15 protein-coding genes are annotated in these 17629 nt (G+C 70.0%); 11 read left to right on the forward strand and 4 right to left on the reverse strand.

Features of this window, described 5'->3' with window-relative positions; all coding sequences use genetic code 11:
- Nucleotides 1–167 precede the first annotated feature (167 nt).
- Entirely contained in the window at nucleotides 168–398 is a 231-nt protein-coding gene (locus ABT115_RS29995) for a DUF6296 family protein (RefSeq protein WP_093895936.1), read from the reverse strand.
- Between the two features lie 311 nt (nucleotides 399–709).
- Here ABT115_RS29995 and ABT115_RS30000 point away from each other — a divergent pair, with 311 nt between their 5' ends.
- Nucleotides 710–1162: a DUF5709 domain-containing protein gene (locus ABT115_RS30000; protein WP_351796395.1), complete on the forward strand. Its 453-nt coding sequence runs from the start codon at nucleotides 710–712 to the stop codon at nucleotides 1160–1162.
- A 54-nt stretch (nucleotides 1163–1216) separates the two neighbouring features.
- On the opposite strand, the gene ABT115_RS30005 is transcribed toward ABT115_RS30000, so the two are convergent.
- Nucleotides 1217–2026, reverse strand: a complete 810-nt coding sequence (locus tag ABT115_RS30005) for an ArsR/SmtB family transcription factor (RefSeq protein ID WP_351796433.1) — start codon at nucleotides 2024–2026, stop codon at nucleotides 1217–1219.
- A 240-nt stretch (nucleotides 2027–2266) separates the two neighbouring features.
- On the opposite strand from ABT115_RS30005, the gene ABT115_RS30010 reads away from it, so the two are divergent.
- The 9 genes from ABT115_RS30010 (at nucleotide 2267) to ABT115_RS30050 (ending at nucleotide 15281) form a co-directional block, all read left to right on the forward strand.
- Nucleotides 2267–4684 (forward strand): DUF8508 domain-containing protein, encoded by a 2418-nt coding sequence (locus ABT115_RS30010; protein ID WP_351796398.1) that lies wholly within the window; start codon nucleotides 2267–2269, stop codon nucleotides 4682–4684.
- Nucleotides 4685–4892: 208 nt separating this feature from the next.
- Complete coding sequence (locus ABT115_RS30015; protein WP_351796401.1) at nucleotides 4893–6446, forward strand: peptidoglycan-binding protein; 1554 nt, start codon at nucleotides 4893–4895, stop codon at nucleotides 6444–6446.
- Nucleotides 6447–6715: 269 nt separating this feature from the next.
- Complete coding sequence (locus tag ABT115_RS30020) at nucleotides 6716–8170, forward strand: MFS transporter (RefSeq protein WP_351796404.1); 1455 nt, start codon at nucleotides 6716–6718, stop codon at nucleotides 8168–8170.
- Between the two features lie 85 nt (nucleotides 8171–8255).
- On the forward strand, nucleotides 8256–9833 hold the full coding sequence (locus ABT115_RS30025) for an FGGY family carbohydrate kinase (RefSeq protein WP_351796407.1): 1578 nt from the start codon (nucleotides 8256–8258) through the stop codon (nucleotides 9831–9833).
- Nucleotides 9834–9908: 75 nt separating this feature from the next.
- A complete protein-coding gene (locus tag ABT115_RS30030) occupies nucleotides 9909–11582 on the forward strand; it encodes a glycerol-3-phosphate dehydrogenase/oxidase (RefSeq protein WP_351796410.1) in 1674 nt (557 codons plus the stop codon).
- The gene (locus ABT115_RS30035) at nucleotides 11579–13132 is read left to right on the forward strand and encodes an FAD-binding oxidoreductase (protein WP_351796413.1); all 1554 of its coding nucleotides are present in this window, start codon (nucleotides 11579–11581) and stop codon (nucleotides 13130–13132) included. The genes ABT115_RS30030 and ABT115_RS30035 overlap by 4 nt, the downstream gene beginning before the upstream one ends.
- 43 nt (nucleotides 13133–13175) lie before the next feature.
- Nucleotides 13176–13835, forward strand: a complete 660-nt coding sequence (locus tag ABT115_RS30040) for a glycerol-3-phosphate responsive antiterminator (protein ID WP_351796415.1) — start codon at nucleotides 13176–13178, stop codon at nucleotides 13833–13835.
- 7 nt (nucleotides 13836–13842) lie between these two features.
- Nucleotides 13843–14145 carry a putative quinol monooxygenase gene (locus ABT115_RS30045; protein ID WP_351796418.1) on the forward strand — a complete coding sequence of 101 codons (303 nt, stop codon included), beginning with the start codon at nucleotides 13843–13845 and terminating at the stop codon, nucleotides 14143–14145.
- Nucleotides 14142–15281 carry a zinc-binding dehydrogenase gene (locus tag ABT115_RS30050; RefSeq protein ID WP_351796421.1) on the forward strand — a complete coding sequence of 380 codons (1140 nt, stop codon included), beginning with the start codon at nucleotides 14142–14144 and terminating at the stop codon, nucleotides 15279–15281. The genes ABT115_RS30045 and ABT115_RS30050 overlap by 4 nt, the downstream gene beginning before the upstream one ends.
- A gap of 93 nt (nucleotides 15282–15374) precedes the next feature.
- Here ABT115_RS30050 and ABT115_RS30055 read toward each other — a convergent pair whose 3' ends face one another.
- Entirely contained in the window at nucleotides 15375–15800 is a 426-nt protein-coding gene (locus tag ABT115_RS30055) for a nuclear transport factor 2 family protein (protein ID WP_351796424.1), read from the reverse strand.
- A 347-nt stretch (nucleotides 15801–16147) separates the two neighbouring features.
- Here ABT115_RS30055 and ABT115_RS30060 point away from each other — a divergent pair, with 347 nt between their 5' ends.
- Nucleotides 16148–17398: an MFS transporter gene (locus ABT115_RS30060; RefSeq protein WP_351796427.1), complete on the forward strand. Its 1251-nt coding sequence runs from the start codon at nucleotides 16148–16150 to the stop codon at nucleotides 17396–17398.
- On the opposite strand, the gene ABT115_RS30065 is transcribed toward ABT115_RS30060, so the two are convergent.
- Nucleotides 17379–17513, reverse strand: a complete 135-nt coding sequence (locus tag ABT115_RS30065) for a hypothetical protein (RefSeq protein ID WP_351796430.1) — start codon at nucleotides 17511–17513, stop codon at nucleotides 17379–17381. The genes ABT115_RS30060 and ABT115_RS30065 overlap by 20 nt on opposite strands.
- Between the last annotated feature and the right edge of the window lie 116 nt (nucleotides 17514–17629).

The raw sequence follows: 17629 nt of genomic DNA on the forward strand, positions 1-17629 counted from the left end.
GCAGCTGCAAGGCGGAGGATTGAGCCAACGCGGCGCGTTGGTGATTGACGACAACGCGGCAGATGTGCGTGCCCAGCCCCGCGACGCCGCCCCCCCATTTGCCGGTCGGTCTAAAGCGTGTTTCGGCGTCGCCCGGGCATGATCCGCCGGACAGGCGCCAGGCGCATTCAGGCACTCGGCTCCCGCACCACCAGCGGCGTGCCGAGCACCTGGTGTCCGCCGCTGGCCAGCATGCGCACCTCTCCTCGGTCGCTGATCTCCGCGCGCACGATTCCGGTCTCGTCCTCGTAGATCGGGTATCCGCCCGCCCCCGACTGCGCCGTACGCCGGACGATCACTGTGTCGTCCTCCACAGCGGATGCCTGAAATACCAACTGGTAGCTCTCCGGGTAATCCATGGCGGTTCTCCCGATACGGATGGGCCAGGGCATGGCCCGCCTGCGCTTTCCATCGTCCCCCGGACGAGCCCATCGCGCCCAGGCAGCGGCCCACGGCTGCGGGCCGATACCCGGGCCACTTGGGCCGGTCGGCCTTATCCTGAAGCCATACGGGCGGTTCGACGGCGCTCGGGCGCTTACAGCCCGGTGCACGATAGGGAGCCCGCTCGCTATCGTGCACCAGGCCGATACCGAAGACATGCCCCCCTTTCCCCCGAGTCGCGTGTGCGGCATGCGCGACCGGGATCCCCGAAACCGGGAAGGGACACACCATGAAGGATGCCGACATGGGAGACGATGTCTACCAGCCCCAGCAGCCGGAGGCCTCCGACCCCACCGAGCAGCTCGACCTCGAGGACACCCTGGACAACCGGGGGCTGACCGACCTCCTCGACGAGGGCTACTCCCCGCCCGAGCGGCCGTGGGCGGTGGAGGATCGGGGCACCACGGCCGCCGAACAGCACAGTGGCGAGCCACTGGAGGGCCGTCTGGCACGGGAACTGCCCGATGTCACCGAAGCCGACGGCGACGACCTGGGAGATCTGTCCGACGGTGACGGCGAGCTCTGGGACGCGGAGGTCGGTTCGGCACGCGCCGGCCGTCTCACCCGGCAGCTGGACATCAATGAGCCGGACACCCTCGCAGCCGAGGACGTCGGGATCGACGGAGCGGCGGCATCGGCCGAGGAAGCGGCCATGCATGTAGTCCCGGACAGCCTGGGTTGAGGGGGCCACCCCCATACGGCGCCCTTGTGGAGCAGGCGCCGGACCGCCCAGTCGTCAGGCCGGCTCGTCGAGGAACTTCCCGCCCTCCAGAAGGGTCTTGAGCGACGAGATGATCGCGACCCAGCCGCCGCTGACGCCCTCCAGCATCTTGCTGTCCGGGCTGTCGAACCCGTCATGGGTGATCGTCAGCTTGATGCCCATCTCGGGCTCCTCGGCCGGCTCGATGTCGAAGGTGACCTTCGACCGCTCCTGGACGGCCTTGTCCCACTCCTCGTCAGAGGCGAAGTCGAACATCTGGCGGTGCATGGGCTGCAGGGTGTGCCAGGTGTAGGAGAGCCGCTTGCCGGGCTCCGCCTCCAGGACCCGCTGGCCGACCTCCTCGAACTCGCCGTCCGGGTCCATCTTCCAGCGGACCGGCGCGCCGACCTCCCAGGTCGACTCGGGGCCGTAACCGCCCATGTAGATCTTGATGAACTCGGGGTCGGTCAGCGCCTGGTAGAGCTTCTGAGCGGTGGTCTGGATGTAAATGACGTAGACGAACTCGGGCTTGTCCATGGCCGTTCCTTCCAAGGTCTGTTTGAGGTGGGACAGTGCGGTAAGGCGGTGACGTTCGTACCGGCCGATCCACCGGTCGGCGACCTCCTGGATGGGCACCGGGTTGAGGTAGTGCAGCTTCTCCCGGCCGTGGCGCACGGCGGTGACCAGCAGCGCCGATTCCAGCACCGCCAGGTGTTTGCTCACCGCCTGCCGGCTCATGTCCAGGCCCTCGCCCAGCTCGCGCAGGGTCTGGCCGCCCCGCGCGTTGAGCCGGTCGAGCAGCTCCCTGCGGCTCGGATCGGCGAGCGCCTTGAATATCGGGTCCATCGCCGCCATCACAGTCACCATCGCCTGTTCGTATCCCTACCCGCTCCACCATAGGCAACCTTTTGGTTGCATGTCGAGCTGCGGCCGGGCCGAAGGTGCCCACAGCACACCTCCGCGCTCGTCGCCCGCATCGCTTCCGGACCGCCGGAACGATTTCTGGAATTAACTTCTGATGTCTTGTCACGGCTGGTTCTACGCGCATAGCTTTTGCCCTTCACCACACTTCGGGAGCAGCCCACCGTGCACATATCCAGACCCCGTTCCGTCCTGCTGTCCGGCGCCGTCGCCGTAACGCTCTCAGCCACCGCGCTGCCCGCCGCCTTCGCGGCTCCGTCCTCGACCGCCGTGATCTCCGAGGCGTACGGCGGCGGGGGCAACTCGGGTGCGGCGCTCACCCGCGACTTCATCGAGCTGGCCAATGCCGGTGCCACCGCGTACGGCCTCTCCGGTTTCAGCGTGCAGTATCTGCCGGCCACACCTTCCGCCGGTTCGCTGTGGCAGGTCTCCGCACTGAGCGGGTCCATCGCCCCCGGCGGCCGCTACCTCGTCGCCGAGGCCGCGGGCAGCGGCGGCACCGTCGCCCTGCCGACGCCGGACGCCACTGGCACGGTCGCGATGGCAGCCGGCGGCGGAACCGTCGCGCTCGTCTCCGGTACGACTCCGCTGACCTGCAAGACGGCGGCCGACTGCGCGGCGGACACGCGGATCGTGGACCTCGTCGGTTACGCCTCCGCGGTCGTACGGGAGGGCAGCGGCCCGGCGGCGGGAGCCTCGAACACCTCCTCGGTGGCGCGCGGTACGTCCCTCGTCGACACCGACGACAACGCCGACGACCTCAACGCAGGCGCCCCGACACCGGTCAACTCGGCCGGTGAGACATCCGGCGGCTCCGGTCCGGAGGACCCCGGCGGCCCGACCGAACCGGGCACCGTCCGGATCCACGACATCCAGGGCACCTCCCGTGTGTCGCCGCTGGAGGGCCGACCAGTGACCGGCGTCCCCGGCATCGTCACTGGCGTACGGAGCACCGGTTCGCGCGGCTTCTGGATCCAGGACTCCGCGCCGGACACGGACCCCCGTACCAGCGAGGGTGTGTTCGTCTACACCGGCTCCACCGCGCCGGACGTCACCGTGGGTGAATCGGTGCTGGTCAGCGGCAAGGTGGACGAGTACTACCCGTCGTCGACCACCCAGTCGATCACCGAGATCATCGCCCCGAAGACGACGGTCCTATCCTCGGGCAACGCACTGCCGGCCCCGGTCGTGCTCGACGCGGCCTCGGTGCCGGACGCGTACGTGCCCTCGGCAGGCGGCGGTTCGATCGACCCGCTGCCCCTCGACCCGTCGGCGTACGCCCTCGACCTCTACGAGTCGCTCGAAGGCGCCCGGGTCCGGATCTCCGACACCCGAGTGACGGGGGCGACGACCCGCTACCACGAGGTTTGGGTGACCGTCAAGCCGGACGAGAACCGGACCGTGCGAGGCGGCACTCTGTACTCCTCGTACGACGACCAAAACACCGGCCGTATCAAGGTGATGTCGCTCGACCCGGCCCGGCCGGTGCCCGTCGCCGATGTGGGCGATGAGCTGTCCGGCGCCACCACCGGCGTCATGGACTACGCGTCCTTCGGCGGCTACAACCTCCAGGCCACCGAGCTCGGCACGCTCACCGACAACCACCTCCGGCGCGAAGTCACCCGGAAGCAGAAGGGCAACGAGCTCGCCGTCGCCACGTACAACGTGGAGAACCTGGACGCCCTCGACGAGCAGGCCAAGTTCGACACCCTCGCCGAGGGCGTCGCGGACAATCTCTCCTCCCCGGACATCGTGTCGCTGGAGGAGATCCAGGACGACAACGGTGCGGTGAACGACGGCACGGTCGGCTCAGAGGCGACGCTTAAGCGGTTCACCGACGCGATCGTCGCCGCGGGCGGGCCGCGGTACGCATGGCGGTACGTCGCCCCCGAGAACGGCAAGGACGGCGGCGAACCCGGCGGCAACATCCGTAACGTCTTCCTCTTCAATCCCGAGAGGGTCGATTTCGTGGACCGTGCGGGCGGCGACGCGACCACTGCCGTGACCGCGGTGAAGACGAAGAAGGGAGTGAGGCTCTCGGCGTCGCCCGGCCGGATCTCCCCGACCAGCGATGCGTGGGCCGACAGTCGCAAGCCGCTCGTCGGCGAGTTCCGCTTCCATGGGAAGCCGGTCTTCGTCATCGGCAACCACTTCACGTCCAAGGGCGGCGACCAGCCCCTGCACGGCCGGCACCAGGAACCGCGGCGCGGCTCGGAGACCAAGCGGGTGAAGCAGGCGGCGGAGGTGAACACCTTCGTCAAGTCGCTGCTGGCCGCGGACGATTCGGCGCGGATCATCACGCTCGGCGACCTCAACGACTTCGCCTTCTCCCCGACGATGGACGCGCTGACCAGCGGCGAGGTACTTGAGCCACTGATCACCACGCTGCCTACGAGCGAGCAGTACAGCTATGTGTACGAGGGCAACTCGCAGACGCTGGACCACATCCTGACCAGCCCCGGCATCCGCCGCTTCGACTACGACGTGGTGCACATCAACGCGGAATTCGCGGACCAGGCGAGCGACCACGACCCGCAGATCGTGCGGGTGGACGTCAACTCCGTTGGTCACGGCCAGCGTTGACCTCCGGCCCTGCCCGGTGACCGCCGAACAGGTCACCGGGCAGAGCTCTGAGCTGCGCTTCAACTGCGTTGGGGTGAAGGCGGTTCGACACGCGATCAAGTGATTGTCATGCCCTGGACACACCAGTACTCTGAGCGGGCTTCGGCTCCTCGCCCACCCCACTCGGGCCCAGGGGCCGTTCTTCTCCCCCCACAGAGCAGGAGCAGGTATGCCCAGACGAGCCGCCTTCCACACAAAGCTCCGCACATCCGCCCTGGCCGCCCTCACCGTCACGGCCCTGGCCGCGACCGGCAGCCCGGCCTTCGCCTCTCCGGCCGACGGCCACTCCATGAACCAGGCGTTCGCACGGGCGGCCGCGGAGTTCGACGTACCGCGCGATCTGCTCGCCGCCGTCGGGTACGGCGAGACCCATCTCAACGGCCACTCCGGGCGCCCCAGCCAGGCGAACGGGTACGGCGTGATGCACCTGGTGAGCAACCCGACGAACCCGACACTGGAGCGGGCCGGCGCCCTCACCGGCGAACCCCTCGCCGGCCTCCGCACCGACACCACGGCCAACATCCTGGGCGGTGCGGCGGTGCTGCGCAGCTACGCGGACAAGATCGGCCTCGACGACCGCGAGCGCGACGACGTCAACGCCTGGTACCCGGCCGTCGCCCGGTACAGCGGCTCGACGGGACAAGCCGCCGCCCTCTACGCCGACACCGTGTACACCTTCCTGGCCCACGGGCTCTACGCCACCGTCCCCGGCGGTGAGCAGATCTCGGTGACGGCCCGTCCGGTCTCACCGCAGAAGGGCTCGCCAGGCACCACCGACGTACTCACCAAGAGCACCGACTACCCGTCGGCTCTGTGGGTTCCAGCGGATGCGAACAACTTCAAAGCGGGCCGGTCGGCGAAGGTCGACAAGGTGATCATCCATGTCACCCAGGGCTCGTACGCGGGCTCGATCAGCTGGTTCCAGAACCCGACGGCGGAGGTGAGCGCCCACTATGTGGTGCGTTCCTCCGACGGTCAGATCACCCAGATGGTGCGCGACAGCGACACCGCGTACCACGCGAAGAGCGCGAACGCCTCGGCGCTCGGCATCGAGCACGAGGGATTCGTCGACGACCCGTCGTGGTTCACGGACACGATGTACCGATCGTCAGCGGCGCTGACGAAGCATCTGTGCGACCGGTACGGGATTCCGAAGGACCGGGCGCACATCATCGGGCACAGCGAGGCACCGGGCAACGACCACACGGACCCGGGCCCGTACTGGGACTGGACGCGTTACATGCAGTTGGTGGGCGGGGACACCGGTGACGGCAGCAGCAGTGACGGGCTGAGCTTCACCGCGTACGCGACCCAGCAGAGCGGCTCGACGGGCGCCCAGGTCAAGGCGGTTCAGCAACTGCTGAGCGAGCAGGGATACATGGCGGGCGCGGTGGACGGCAGCTTCGGCCCGGCCACACGGAATGCGGTGATGTCCTATCAGGCGACCCATGGCCTGACCGCCGACGGCGTTGTGGGAGACAGGACCTGGACCGCGCTGCTGTCGGCCGGTCCGACGGCGACTCTCAAGCAGGGCGACTCGGGCGACGGAGTAAAGCGGCTCCAGCGCTCACTGACCGCGGCGCTCGGCTCAACGGTCGGCATCGACGGGAGCTTCGGCCCGGCGACGCTGACGGCGGTGCGCAGCTACCAGGCGAGCCGGGGCCTGACGGCCGACGGCATCGTGGGGGCGGACACCTGGGCAGCGCTGCAGGCGGGACGCTGACGTACCTCACGGGTGCGGGGGCGGGGTGGTGCGGATCGCGCGCCATCCCGCCCCCGCGTCACGTTCAAGTAACCTTCCGGAAACCCTTGACGTTTCTCCTGACTCGTTCTTAACCTCACTGTGTAGTTCGTACTTTTTGCAGTTCACGTGCTGCGGCGCTTTCCGCAGTGTTTTGACAGGCACAGACATAGACCACCTGTCGGTGGTTTCGTCGTGCCTGTTTTTTGTGCTCCCCGTGCCGCCGATGGGTCTTCCTCGAAGGCGGATTCATGGCACAACGTCCGAGCGTCAAAGGCGTCGCCGACGTCGTTGCGCTCATCGACGGGCTGGGAAAGATCACCGGCCGGGCGCAAGTCATCTGGTTTCTCGTGTTCGGCGGGCTGTTCCTCGATGCCTATTCCAATGCCGCGCTGAGCGCCGGTCTGGGACCGATGACGTCCCAGATGGAGCTGACCAGCACCCAGGTCTCGATCCTCACGGCCACCGCTCCGGCCCTGGCGATCATCTTCAACCCGGTCGGCGGCTGGCTCGCCACCCGGATCGGCCGAGTCCCCCCGCTGCTCATCGCCAAGGTGTTCGCCATCGCGGGCGCCCTGCTCGCCGCCTTCGCCGGTGACTTCACCGTCGTCTGGTTCGGTCGGGTCCTGGTGGGTGTCGCGTACGGCATCGACTTCGCGGTCGCCATGGCGCTGCTCGCCGAGTACACGCCCGCGAAGCTCGGCGGCCGGCTGAACCTGTGGCAGGCCGTCTGGTACGTCGCCACCACCAGCAACCTCGCCGTCGCCCTGCTCTTCTTCAACCTGGACGTCGGCGCGGACATCTGGCGCTGGTCGGTCGGCTCGGCCGCGGTCGTCGCGGTCGTGCTGCTCGTGGGCCAGTGGCTGATGCTCCGGGAGAGCCCCACCTGGCTGGCCAGCAAGGGCCGTCTGGACGAGGCCGTCGTCAACCTGGACAAGATCTACGGGATCAAGGCCGTCGCCGGTAAGCCCGACGAGGCGACCCGCGCCGCCACCGAGGCTCCCGCCATCGGATTCCGGCAGGCCGGGCTGCTCTTCAAGGGCGAGTACCTGCCGCGCACGATCCTCTCCTCGGTGATCTCGCTCGGGCAGTCGATGCAGTACTTCGCGGTCGGCTGGTATCTCCCGGTGATCAGCCTGACGATCTTCGGCGAGAGCTTCGAGAAGGCCACCATCGGCTCGATGGTCTTCAACGCCTTCGGTATCGCGGGCGGGCTCCTGTCCGCGTACTTCGGCCGCCGGCTGGGACTGCGGCTCAGTTCCGCCGCCGGATTCGCCGGAGTATTCGTCGCCCTGCTCGCGATGGGGCTGACCTTCGAGAAGGTACCCACAGCCGTGGCGTTCCTGCTGCCGGTCCTGTTCATCCTCTGCCACTCCGCGGGCCCCGGCGCCAACGGCAAGTCCATCGCCGCGCTCTCGTACAGCAGTGATGTCCGTGCGCTCGGCACCGGCGTCACCGGGATGGTCGGCAGCTTCGGCAGTGTCGCCGGGCTTTATGTCTTCCCGCAGATCAAGGATTCGCTCGGGCTCGCCAATACGTTCCTGGTGATCTCCGTCGTGCCGCTGCTCGGCCTGATCACCTGTCTGGCGATCAAGTGGGACCCCACCAAGGCCGCTTCGCCCGACGAGGCCGCCGGACAGGACCGTGCCGTCGTCGGCGCACGGGCCGGCTCGACGGCATCCGATGAGTCCGTGACCGCGCGCTGACCGGCCGCCGGACCTGCCACATCACACGATGGTCCCCTCCGTATCGCTCCGCACAGCTCGCGAAGCTCGCAATGAAAGGGCTGCAATGACGCAGACGTTCCCCGGCGCCGCCCCACGGCGCGGTGTGCTGTCCATCGACGAGGGCACCACGGGCACCAGGGCCGGAGTCGTCCTCGACTCGGGCGCCGCCCGCGAGGTGTTCTACCGGTCGATCAAGGTCAGTCATCCGGACGACCTCTCGGTCGAGCAGGACCCGATGGAGCTCTGGACCGCCACCGTGGAGGTGGCGCGCCGGGCCGTGGGCCGGGCCCGCGAGGAGGGCATCGAGATCACCGGGGTGGCACTTTCCACCCAGCGGGCCACCGCGATGCTGTGGGACAGGGTCACCGGGCAGCCGTTGCTGCCCGCGGTGGTGTGGCAGGACCGGCGTCACGCGACCGAGCTCACCGCGTACGAGGCGGAGTGGGACGCCGCCCTGCTGGCCCGTCAGGGCCGGCCGGTCGGCGCCCGCGCCCCGTTCCTCTGGGCCGCCCGGCAGATCGCCGCGCACCCGGAGGTGGCCGCCGCCCACCGCGAGGGCCGGCTGCTCTTCGGCACCGTCGACACCTGGCTCATCTGGCGCCTCACCGGCGGCGCCGTGCACGCCACCACCCCGACCAACGCCGCGTCCACCGGCGGCTATCTGCTGGAGCAACACGCCTGGGACGAGGAGTGGATCAGTCACCTCGGCTTCCCCCTGGACCTGCTGCCGGAACTCCGCTCCGACGACGCCGGATTCGGTACGACCGACCCGGCCGCCCTCGGGATCGCCGTCCCGCTGGCCGCCTCCATGGGCGACCAGCACGCCGCACTCGTCGCGCTCGGCGGCCTCGCCGCCGGGCAGGGCATGTGCGTGTACGGGACCGGCGCCTTCGTCGACGCGGCGACCGGCACCACGCCCGCCCTGCCCCGGCCGGACATCTCCGGGGTGCTCGCCCAGCCCGGCCGACGGCAGGGCGACATCAGCCACTACAGCCTGGAGGCCTACACCTCCACCGCGGGTTCGGCGCTGCGCTGGCTCTGCGACGACCTGGGCCTGTTCGCATCGCCGAAGGAGCTCGGTGAGGAGGCGGGCCGGGTCCCCACCCGGCCAGGCCGCACGCCGCGTTTCGTCCCGGCACTCGCCGGGGTCCGTACGCCGGTCTGGCACCCAGAGGCCACCGCATCCCTCACCGGGCTCACCCTCGCCACCACCCGCGCCGATCTCGCGCGCGCCGTGCTGGACGGGATCGCGCACTCGGTGTGCGACCTGATCGACGGGGTCGCCGACACCATGGGCACGCCGTTCACCCGGCTCCGAGTCGGCGGCGGCGTCTCCGGCAGCGATCCGCTCATGCAGATCCAGGCCGACCTGACCGGCCTGCCGCTGGAACGGGTCTCCGACTCCGCGACCGCCAGCCTGCGCGGCACCGCCTATCTGGCCGGTGTCGCCCAGGGCCTGTGGTCCTCGCTCGAAGAGGTCGTCGAAGCACAGCCGCACGGCCAGGTCTTCGAGCCCGGGATCACGGCGACCGAGCGCGCGGAACAGCGGGCCGCCTGGCGCGACGTGCTGATCGCCCACCTCGGCGACCCGGCGCTGCTCCCCCTGAAGCACCCCGGGTCCGAACCTCACACCCCCCGCTGACGGCCCCTGACCGTCGCACTGGCTGCCCGTACCCGACCACGCGGCCGCCGCACCGAAACACCAGGAGTTGATGTTGTGATCACCATGCCCGCCCGGAAACCGCGGCGCAGCGCGGCGGCGACCCGCCGGACGCCGCTGCTGCTCGACCGGGCAGCCCTCAAGCGCCGACTGGCCGACGACACGTACGACGTGCTTGTCATCGGCGGCGGCATCACCGGGGCGTACGCCGTGCTCGACGCCGCCTCGCGCGGGCTGCGCGCGGCGCTCATCGAGAAGGACGACTTCGCCTCCGGTACGTCGTCGAAGTCCTCAAAGATGGTCCACGGCGGTCTGCGCTACATCGAGCAGGGCAACGTCAACCTGGTCCGCCACTCGCTCCTGGAGCGTCACCGCTTCCGCAAGAACGCCCCGCATCTGGTGCACCGACTGCCGTTCCTCTTCCCGATCCTGGAGAAGGAGGGCATCTTCGACGCCCGCCTCGCCAAGGGCTTCGAGGGTCTGCTGTGGACGTACGACCTGGTCGGCGGCTGGCGGATCGGCAAGCTCCACCAGCGGCTCACCGTCCCCGAGGTCCTCGCACAGGCGCCGACGCTGCGCGCCGAGAACCTCAAGGGCGGGCTGATGTACTTCGACGCCCGTACCGATGACGCCCGCCTCGTCCTCACGATTGTCCGCACCGCCGCGGCGCTTGGCGCGACGGTCCTCAACGGTGCCAGGGCCGAGGGTCTGCTGATGCAGATGGGCAAGGTGTCCGGTGCCCGGGCCTCGGTGGACGGCGACACCATCGACATCCGCTCGCGGGCCGTCGTCAACGCCACCGGGGTGTGGACCGACGAGCTCGACGCGAAGGCGGACGACAATCACAAGCCGCAGGTACGGCCCGCCAAGGGCGTCCACATCGTGGTGCCTTGGGACAAGGTGCGGATCAACTGCACCGTCACCGTGCCGATCCCCGGCCGGGCCCGCCGCGCGACCTGCACCCGCTGGGGCAACAGCGTCGTGCTCGGCACCACGGACGAGGACTACCAGGGCTCCCCCGACGATGTGCACTGCACCCGTGCGGAGATGGACTTCCTGCTGGAGGGCGCCAACACCGCCTTCGAGGGGAAGCTCACCCCGGACGACGTGGTCGGCTCCATCGGCGGCCTGCGTCCGCTGGTCGGCGGCAAGGAGGGCGCGACGCTCGACATGCGCCGTGACCACCACATCACCGTGGGCCGCACCGGCATGGTGACGGTGACCGGCGGCAAGCTCACCACCAGCCGGCACATGGGCGAACTCGTCATCGACAAGGTGATGACGGTCCTCGGCCGCAAGGGGAAGAGCCGCACCACCGACCTCCCGCTGCTCGGTGGCGCCGGTTACGACGCCGAGGCCGTCGCCGCCTCCGGTGGCATCGCCGCGCACCTGGGCGAGCGCTTCGGCACCGAGGCCCGCTTCGTCGGCGACCTGATCCAGGACGACCCGGCGCTGGCCGAGCCGATCGTCGCGGGACTCCCGTACACCAAGGCGGAGGTCGTATACGCGGCCCGCGCCGAACTGGCCCGCTCGGTCGACGACGTGCTCTCCCGCCGGATGCGCGCCCGCCTGTTCGCCCGGGACGCCTCCGTCGATGCCGCCGAGGCCGTCGGAGCGATCCTCGGCCAGGAACTGAACCTCTCCCAGGCCGAGGCCGACCGCTCGGTCGCCGAGTACCTCGCAGCCGTCCGTCACGAAAAGTCCGTACTCCTCGAAGGGGCAGCAGCATGATCAGCCGTCAGACCATCACCCACCCGTTCAACCGGGGCAACTACACGATCGGGGCCCCCAGCTTCGCCAAGTGGGCGCAGAACACCCCGATCGGGGACGGCGAGGCCGCCCTCCAGACCGACCCGGTCAAGGTCCCCGAGACCGTGATCGAGGCGCTGCGCGAGGCCGCCCACGCGGTGCACACCTCCCGCGACGAGGTCGTCACCCGGACCCGTGACTGGTGGGCCGGCTCGATGATCGGCGAGACCGAGGGCCGGCCGGCGACGCCGAACGCCGTGATCGTCGAGGCGGCCGACGCCGACCAGGTCGCGGCCGTGCTGCGGATCTGCCACGAGGCCGGCATTCCGGTCACCCCGTCCGCCGGCCGCTCCAACGTCACCGGTGCGGCGCTCCCCGTCTTCGGCGGCGTCGTCCTCGATGTCTGCGGGCTGAACCGGATCACCGGCTTCGACGCCGAGTCGAACATCGTGGACGTCCAGGCCGGCATGTTCGGCGACCTCTTCGAGAAGCAGCTCCAGGAGGAGTACGGCGTCACCACCGGCCACTGGCCGTCCGCGTTCGCCGTCTCCACGGTCGGCGGCTGGATCGCCTGCCGCGGCGCCGGTCAGCTCTCCACCCGTTACGGCAAGATCGAGGACATGGTCGTCGGCGTGGACGTCGTGCACGCCGACGGTACGCGCGCCACGTACGGCGACTACGCCCGCGCCGCGGTGGGCCCGGACCTGCGCCAGCTGTTCGTCGGCTCCGAGGGCACCCTCGGTGTCATCGTCTCGGCGCGTCTGCGGGTCCACCCGCTGCCGGAGTACGCGAACGCCGCCGCCTTCGGCTTCAAGACCTTCGCGGAGGGCCTGGACGCCTGCCGTCGGATCATGCAGCGCGGTGCGACCCCGGCCGTCCTGCGGCTGTACGACACGCTGGAGTCGGGCACCCACTTCGGCCACCCGGAGACCAACCTCCTGCTCATCGCCGACGAGGGCGACCCGGTCATCGTCGACGCCTCGATCAAGGTGGCGAGGGAGGTCTGCGAGGCGTACGGCCCCGAACTGGACAGCAAGGCGGTCTTCGAGCGCTGGCTGGACGAGCGGATGCTGGTCGGCAAGTCCGCCGACGGCTTCAAGCCCGGTCCGGGTTTCGTCGCCGACACCCTGGAGATGGCCGCGTCCTGGACCGACCTCCCGGTCATCTACGACGAGGTGGTGGCCGCGATCCAGTCGGTGGACGGCACCCTGGCCGCCTCGGCGCACCAGTCCCACGCGTACACCGACGGCGCCTGTGTCTACTTCTCGCTGCGCGGCGACGTGGCGCCCGAGTCGCGCCGCGACTGGTACCGCTCGGTGTGGGATGCGGCCAACGCCGTACTCGTCAAGCACGCGGCGGCGCTCAGCCACCACCACGGCTGCGGTCTGCTGCGCGGCCCCTACCTGGAGGAATCCCTCGGGGCGGGCTTCGCGACGTTCGTCGCGGTGAAGAAGGCCCTGGACCCGGCCGGCATTCTCAACCCTGGCAAGCTGGGTCTTCCCAGCCGATTCGGTACGTCCCCGCTGAACTGATGTCAGCAGCGATGAACCCTCCTTCTCCAGGCAGGCCCTTGCCATGACCCCTTCCCCGTCCCGGTCCGGTGCCGCACTCGACCCCCGGCTCGCCTCGGCCTTCACCGAGGTGCCGGTCGTCGCGTCGGTCGTCGGCACCCAGCCGCTGCGGCAGTTCCTGACCGCACCGGCGAAGGTGTGCATCCTCGCGTCGCTCGCGGTGGGGCAGCTGCCCCAGGTGGTGCCGTCGCTGGGCCGGGCGGGAAAGACCGTGTTCGTGAACGTGGACAGCAGCCCCGGTCTGGCTCAGGACCGGGGCGCGCTGGAGTTCATCAAGAACATGGGCGCACACGGCGTGGTCAGCACCCGGCTGTCCCTCATAGAGAAGGGCCGCCCGCTCGGTCTGCTGACGATGATGAAGGTGTTCGTCACCGACCGGTCCAATCTGCGCCGCTCCATGGACGCCATCTCGCGCGGGGCACCGGACCTGGTCGAGATCATGCCCGCCCCGATCGTGGCCCGGATGAGCGCGCAGGCACAGCGCGCGATGTCCCCGTCGGTCGCCGCCGGCTTCGTGGAAACCGCCGCGGACGTGGCGCTCGCGCTGGCCCTCGGGTCGGCCGCGGCCGCCACGTCCGACCCCCGCCTCTGGCACCTGCGCCGGGACCAGCTTCCGCCGGTCCCGCCCGCCGCGTTGAAGAGGCCCTCCGCACCCCAGGAGTAGTCCCCCCATGACATATGTCGTCGTAGCCCGCTACCGCACCAAGTCCGGCGAGGAAAAAACCGTTCTTCCTCTGCTCGACACGGTGGCCGCCGCCTCCCGCGAGGAGCCGGGCAATCTCGCCTACCGGGTCCACCAGGGTACAGAGGACCCGCGGGCGATCGTGCTGTACGAGGAGTACGCCTCCGAGGCCGACTTCACCGCGCACTGCGCAACCCCGCACTTCCAGGAGATCGTGCTCGGCAAGGTCGTCCCGCTGCTGGAGAGCCGCGACGTGCTGCGCTGCGCTCCGCGTCCGGAGGTCCGGGCATGAAGACCCGTGCGGTGGTGCTGCGCGGGATATCGACGGCCCGCCCCTATTCCGATACCCGTCCGGTCGAGGTGGAGGAGCTGGAGCTCGGCGCTCCGCGCGAGGGCGAAGTACTGGTCCGCATCGCGGCCGCCTCGCTCTGCCACTCGGACCTCTCGGTGGTCAACGGCGACCGGGTCCGCCCGCTGCCGATGGCGCTCGGCCACGAGGCGGTAGGTGTCGTCCAGGAGACCGGGCCGGGTGTCAGCCGTGTCTCCCCCGGCGACCATGTGGCGCTGGTCTTCGTGCCCAGCTGCGGTTTCTGCGGGGACTGCGCGGCGGGCCGCCCGGCCCTGTGCGCGCAGGCAGCGGCGGCGAACGGCTCGGGCGCGCTGCTGCACGGCCCGTCGCTGCTGACCGACACTTCCGGCCATCCGGTCCACCATCAGCTGGGCGTCTCCGCGTTCTCCGAACACGCGGTGCTGGCCCAGGAGTCGGTGGTCCCGATCCCCAAGGACATCCCGTTCACCGTGGCGTCGATGTTCGGCTGCGCGGTCCTGACGGGCGCCGGTGCGGTCATCAACACGGCGGCCCTGCGCCCCGGCCAGTCGACGGTGGTCTACGGCCTCGGCGGAGTGGGCCTCTCCGCGGTTCTGGGCGCCCGTGCTGCGGGAGCGTACCCGATCACCGCGGTCGATCCGGTCCAGGAGAAGCGCGACCTGGCCCTGCGGCTGGGCGCGACGCATGCGTACGCCCCCGGCGACGCGATCGAGGCGGTGCGCGACCTCACCTGCGGTGGCGCCGAGTTGGCGGTGGAGGCGGTGGGCAGCCCCAAGGTCATGGCCGAGTGCCTGACGGCCGTGGCCCGGGGTGGCAAGGTCGTCTCGGTGGGCCTCCCCGCCCCCGACCGGGTGCTGGAGGTCCCGGCCCTGGCGTTCGCGGGCGAGGGCAAGTCCCTGCTGGGCTCGTACATGGGTGACGCGGTCCCGCGCCGCGACATCCCGAGGTTCCTCGACCTGTGGCGGGCGGGCCTGATGCCGGTGGAGCAGATGCACACGGGCACGCTGCCGCTGACCGACATCAACGCGGCGATGGAGGAACTGGCTTCGGGCCGGGCGATCCGCCAGGTCATCGACACGTCGGGGATGCTGAACGCCTGACGCGTCGCCCGGAATCCGTTGGCGGCGGCGCCCCTGCCGGTGCAGGGGCGCCGTCAGTATCCGCCTGCGGCAACCGGAGACACGTGTGACATGTCATTCGGGCCGCTTGTTCGCGTCATTCGCGCCGGAAGGTGTACGTCGTGCGGCGACCTTGCGACGGTTGATGCGCCACCCCTTCTCACCACGCACGATCACGTCCTCGTACCTCACACTTCCGCTCGTACCGTCCGCCTTGATCCCGATCGCCTTGGACCGTGCGCGCACCTGATCCTCACCGACCTCGGTGAGGATGACGTTGGTGACGTGATGGCCGACGGTGCCGCGTTCCCCCATCGCCCTGGCCGCGTCCCGGACGGCCTCCAGCCCGTGCATCGATCCATGGCCCAGGTCCGAGGCGTCGTAGACCACGTCGGCGGTGAACAGATCGTCCAGGCGGTCGAGTTCACCTTCGTCGACCAGATGCCCGTGCAGGGCGATCAGTTCATGGATGGCCAGGCGGTCCTCGGCTCCGAGTGTCATCGCCGGTCCTTTCGTGAGATCTCGCGACAGTTCGGCAGTTATACGGGGAGAGCTCCCCGTATCGCCCGGCAATGCAGCGGTCGTGCCACCGTGGGCTCAGGGAGTTCATCCTGGTGGAGCAGCCGCCGGGCGCTCGCCGATGTCACACCCCACAGGAAATTTCGACCGAAGCGGCGCTGGAACGACCCTCCACCTGCGTTCCGCGCCCTGCTAAGTTGGCGGGCATGTTCCTCCCCCTTGCATAGGACCTCGCACTGACCGCACCCCGTCCCACCGGGTGCGGCACTTCGGTGTCCCCGCATGCCCGCAGCGCCGCATGCCGCGCTGCCCTCACGAGGAACGTCCTCATGCTTTCGCCTTCACCCGCGCCTTCACCCGCGCCTTCGCGCGCTCCTTCGTATGCCACCGTCCTGCGTACCCGCCATGCCTCCCGCACCTTCGGTGCCGCTCTGCTGGGGCGGCTCTCGTACGGGATGGTCTCCCTCTCCCTGATGCTCGCGGTGAAGGATGCCACCGGCTCGTACTCCGTCGCGGGCACCGTCATGGCCCTGTTCGGGGCGGCCAGCGTCTTCCTCTCCCCCGCCCGTGCCGCGCTGATCGACCGGTACGGGCCGCGCCGCGCCCTGCCACCGATGGCCGGTGTCTACGCCGCACTGCTCGCCGCCCTGGCGTACGTCACCTGGCGGCCGGGGGCTTCCTCGCTCCTGCTGGGGATGCTTGCCGTGACGGCAGGCGCCTGCAGCCCGCCGCTGGGACCGGTGATGCGGACCCTGTGGAGCAGTCTCGTTCCCGACCGTGAGCTGTTGCAGCGCGCGTACAGCCTGGACGGTGTCGCCGAGGAACTGCTGTTCGTCACCGGGCCGTTGCTCGTGGGCCTGGTGATGAGGACTACCGTCCCCGCGGCAGGCGTCGCGATCAGTGCCGCGCTCGTGCTGGTGGGCACGCTGGCACTGGTGTCCTCACCCGCGGTGCGCGGAGTCGGTGCGAAACCGTCGGCGGAGAAGGCCGCCGCGTCACAGGACATGCCCCGCAGGCAGCGGCTGCTCGGCATCGTCGGGTTGCGGCACGCCGCGATCGTGGCAGCCGCCGTGGGGCTGTGTCTGGGGGGCGTGGATCTGCTGGTGGTGGCATTCACCGAGCAGCACCACCAGGGTGCGGCGGTGGTGTGGGTGCTGGCCGCCCTCTCCGCCGGAAGCGCGGTCGGGGGGCTGGTCCACGGTGCCGTCTCGTGGCGTGCGTCGAACCGGGTACGTCTGCCTGTACCGGCCGCCGGTCTCGGTGTGGCGATGGTCGTGGCCGGGATGTCGCCGAATGTGTACGTGCTGGTCGCGGTGGTCGCGGTCGCCGGGGTCTTTGTCGCCCCGGCCTTGACCACCGCGTATCTCGTCGCGGACGAGTCCGTGGGCGCGGGCAGCCGCACACAGGCGGGTGCATGGGTCAACACCGCGGTCAACGCGGGGTCCTCGGCGGGCGCCGCGGCGGTGGGTCTGCTGGTGGACCGCCTGCCGCCGGCTGTCTGCTTCGCGGTCGCGGCCGTCCCTGCGCTGCTGTGTGCGGCCGCGGTGGCGCGCGGCGCGGTCAGCCGTTCCTGCCCGTGATCGAGCCGTTGGCGGTGACCAGATCGATCTTGTGATCGCCCGCCGGCACGTCCAGCTTGATCCGCCCGGCGCACGTGGTCCCGGAGTTCGGCGACGATCCCGTCAACTTCCTCATGTGGAGCCTCGTCAGTTACCAAAAGAGGTGGCCGCGCACCCCCGGCCGGGGGGGGGGGGGGCGCGGCCGGGGGGGGCGCAACAAGGGAAGTATAGGGCCAGAGCCCGGGGGTGTAG

The sequence above is a fragment of the Streptomyces sp. NPDC001832 genome (assembly GCF_040297265.1).
In the GTDB taxonomy this organism is placed as follows: Bacteria; Actinomycetota; Actinomycetes; order Streptomycetales; family Streptomycetaceae; genus Streptomyces.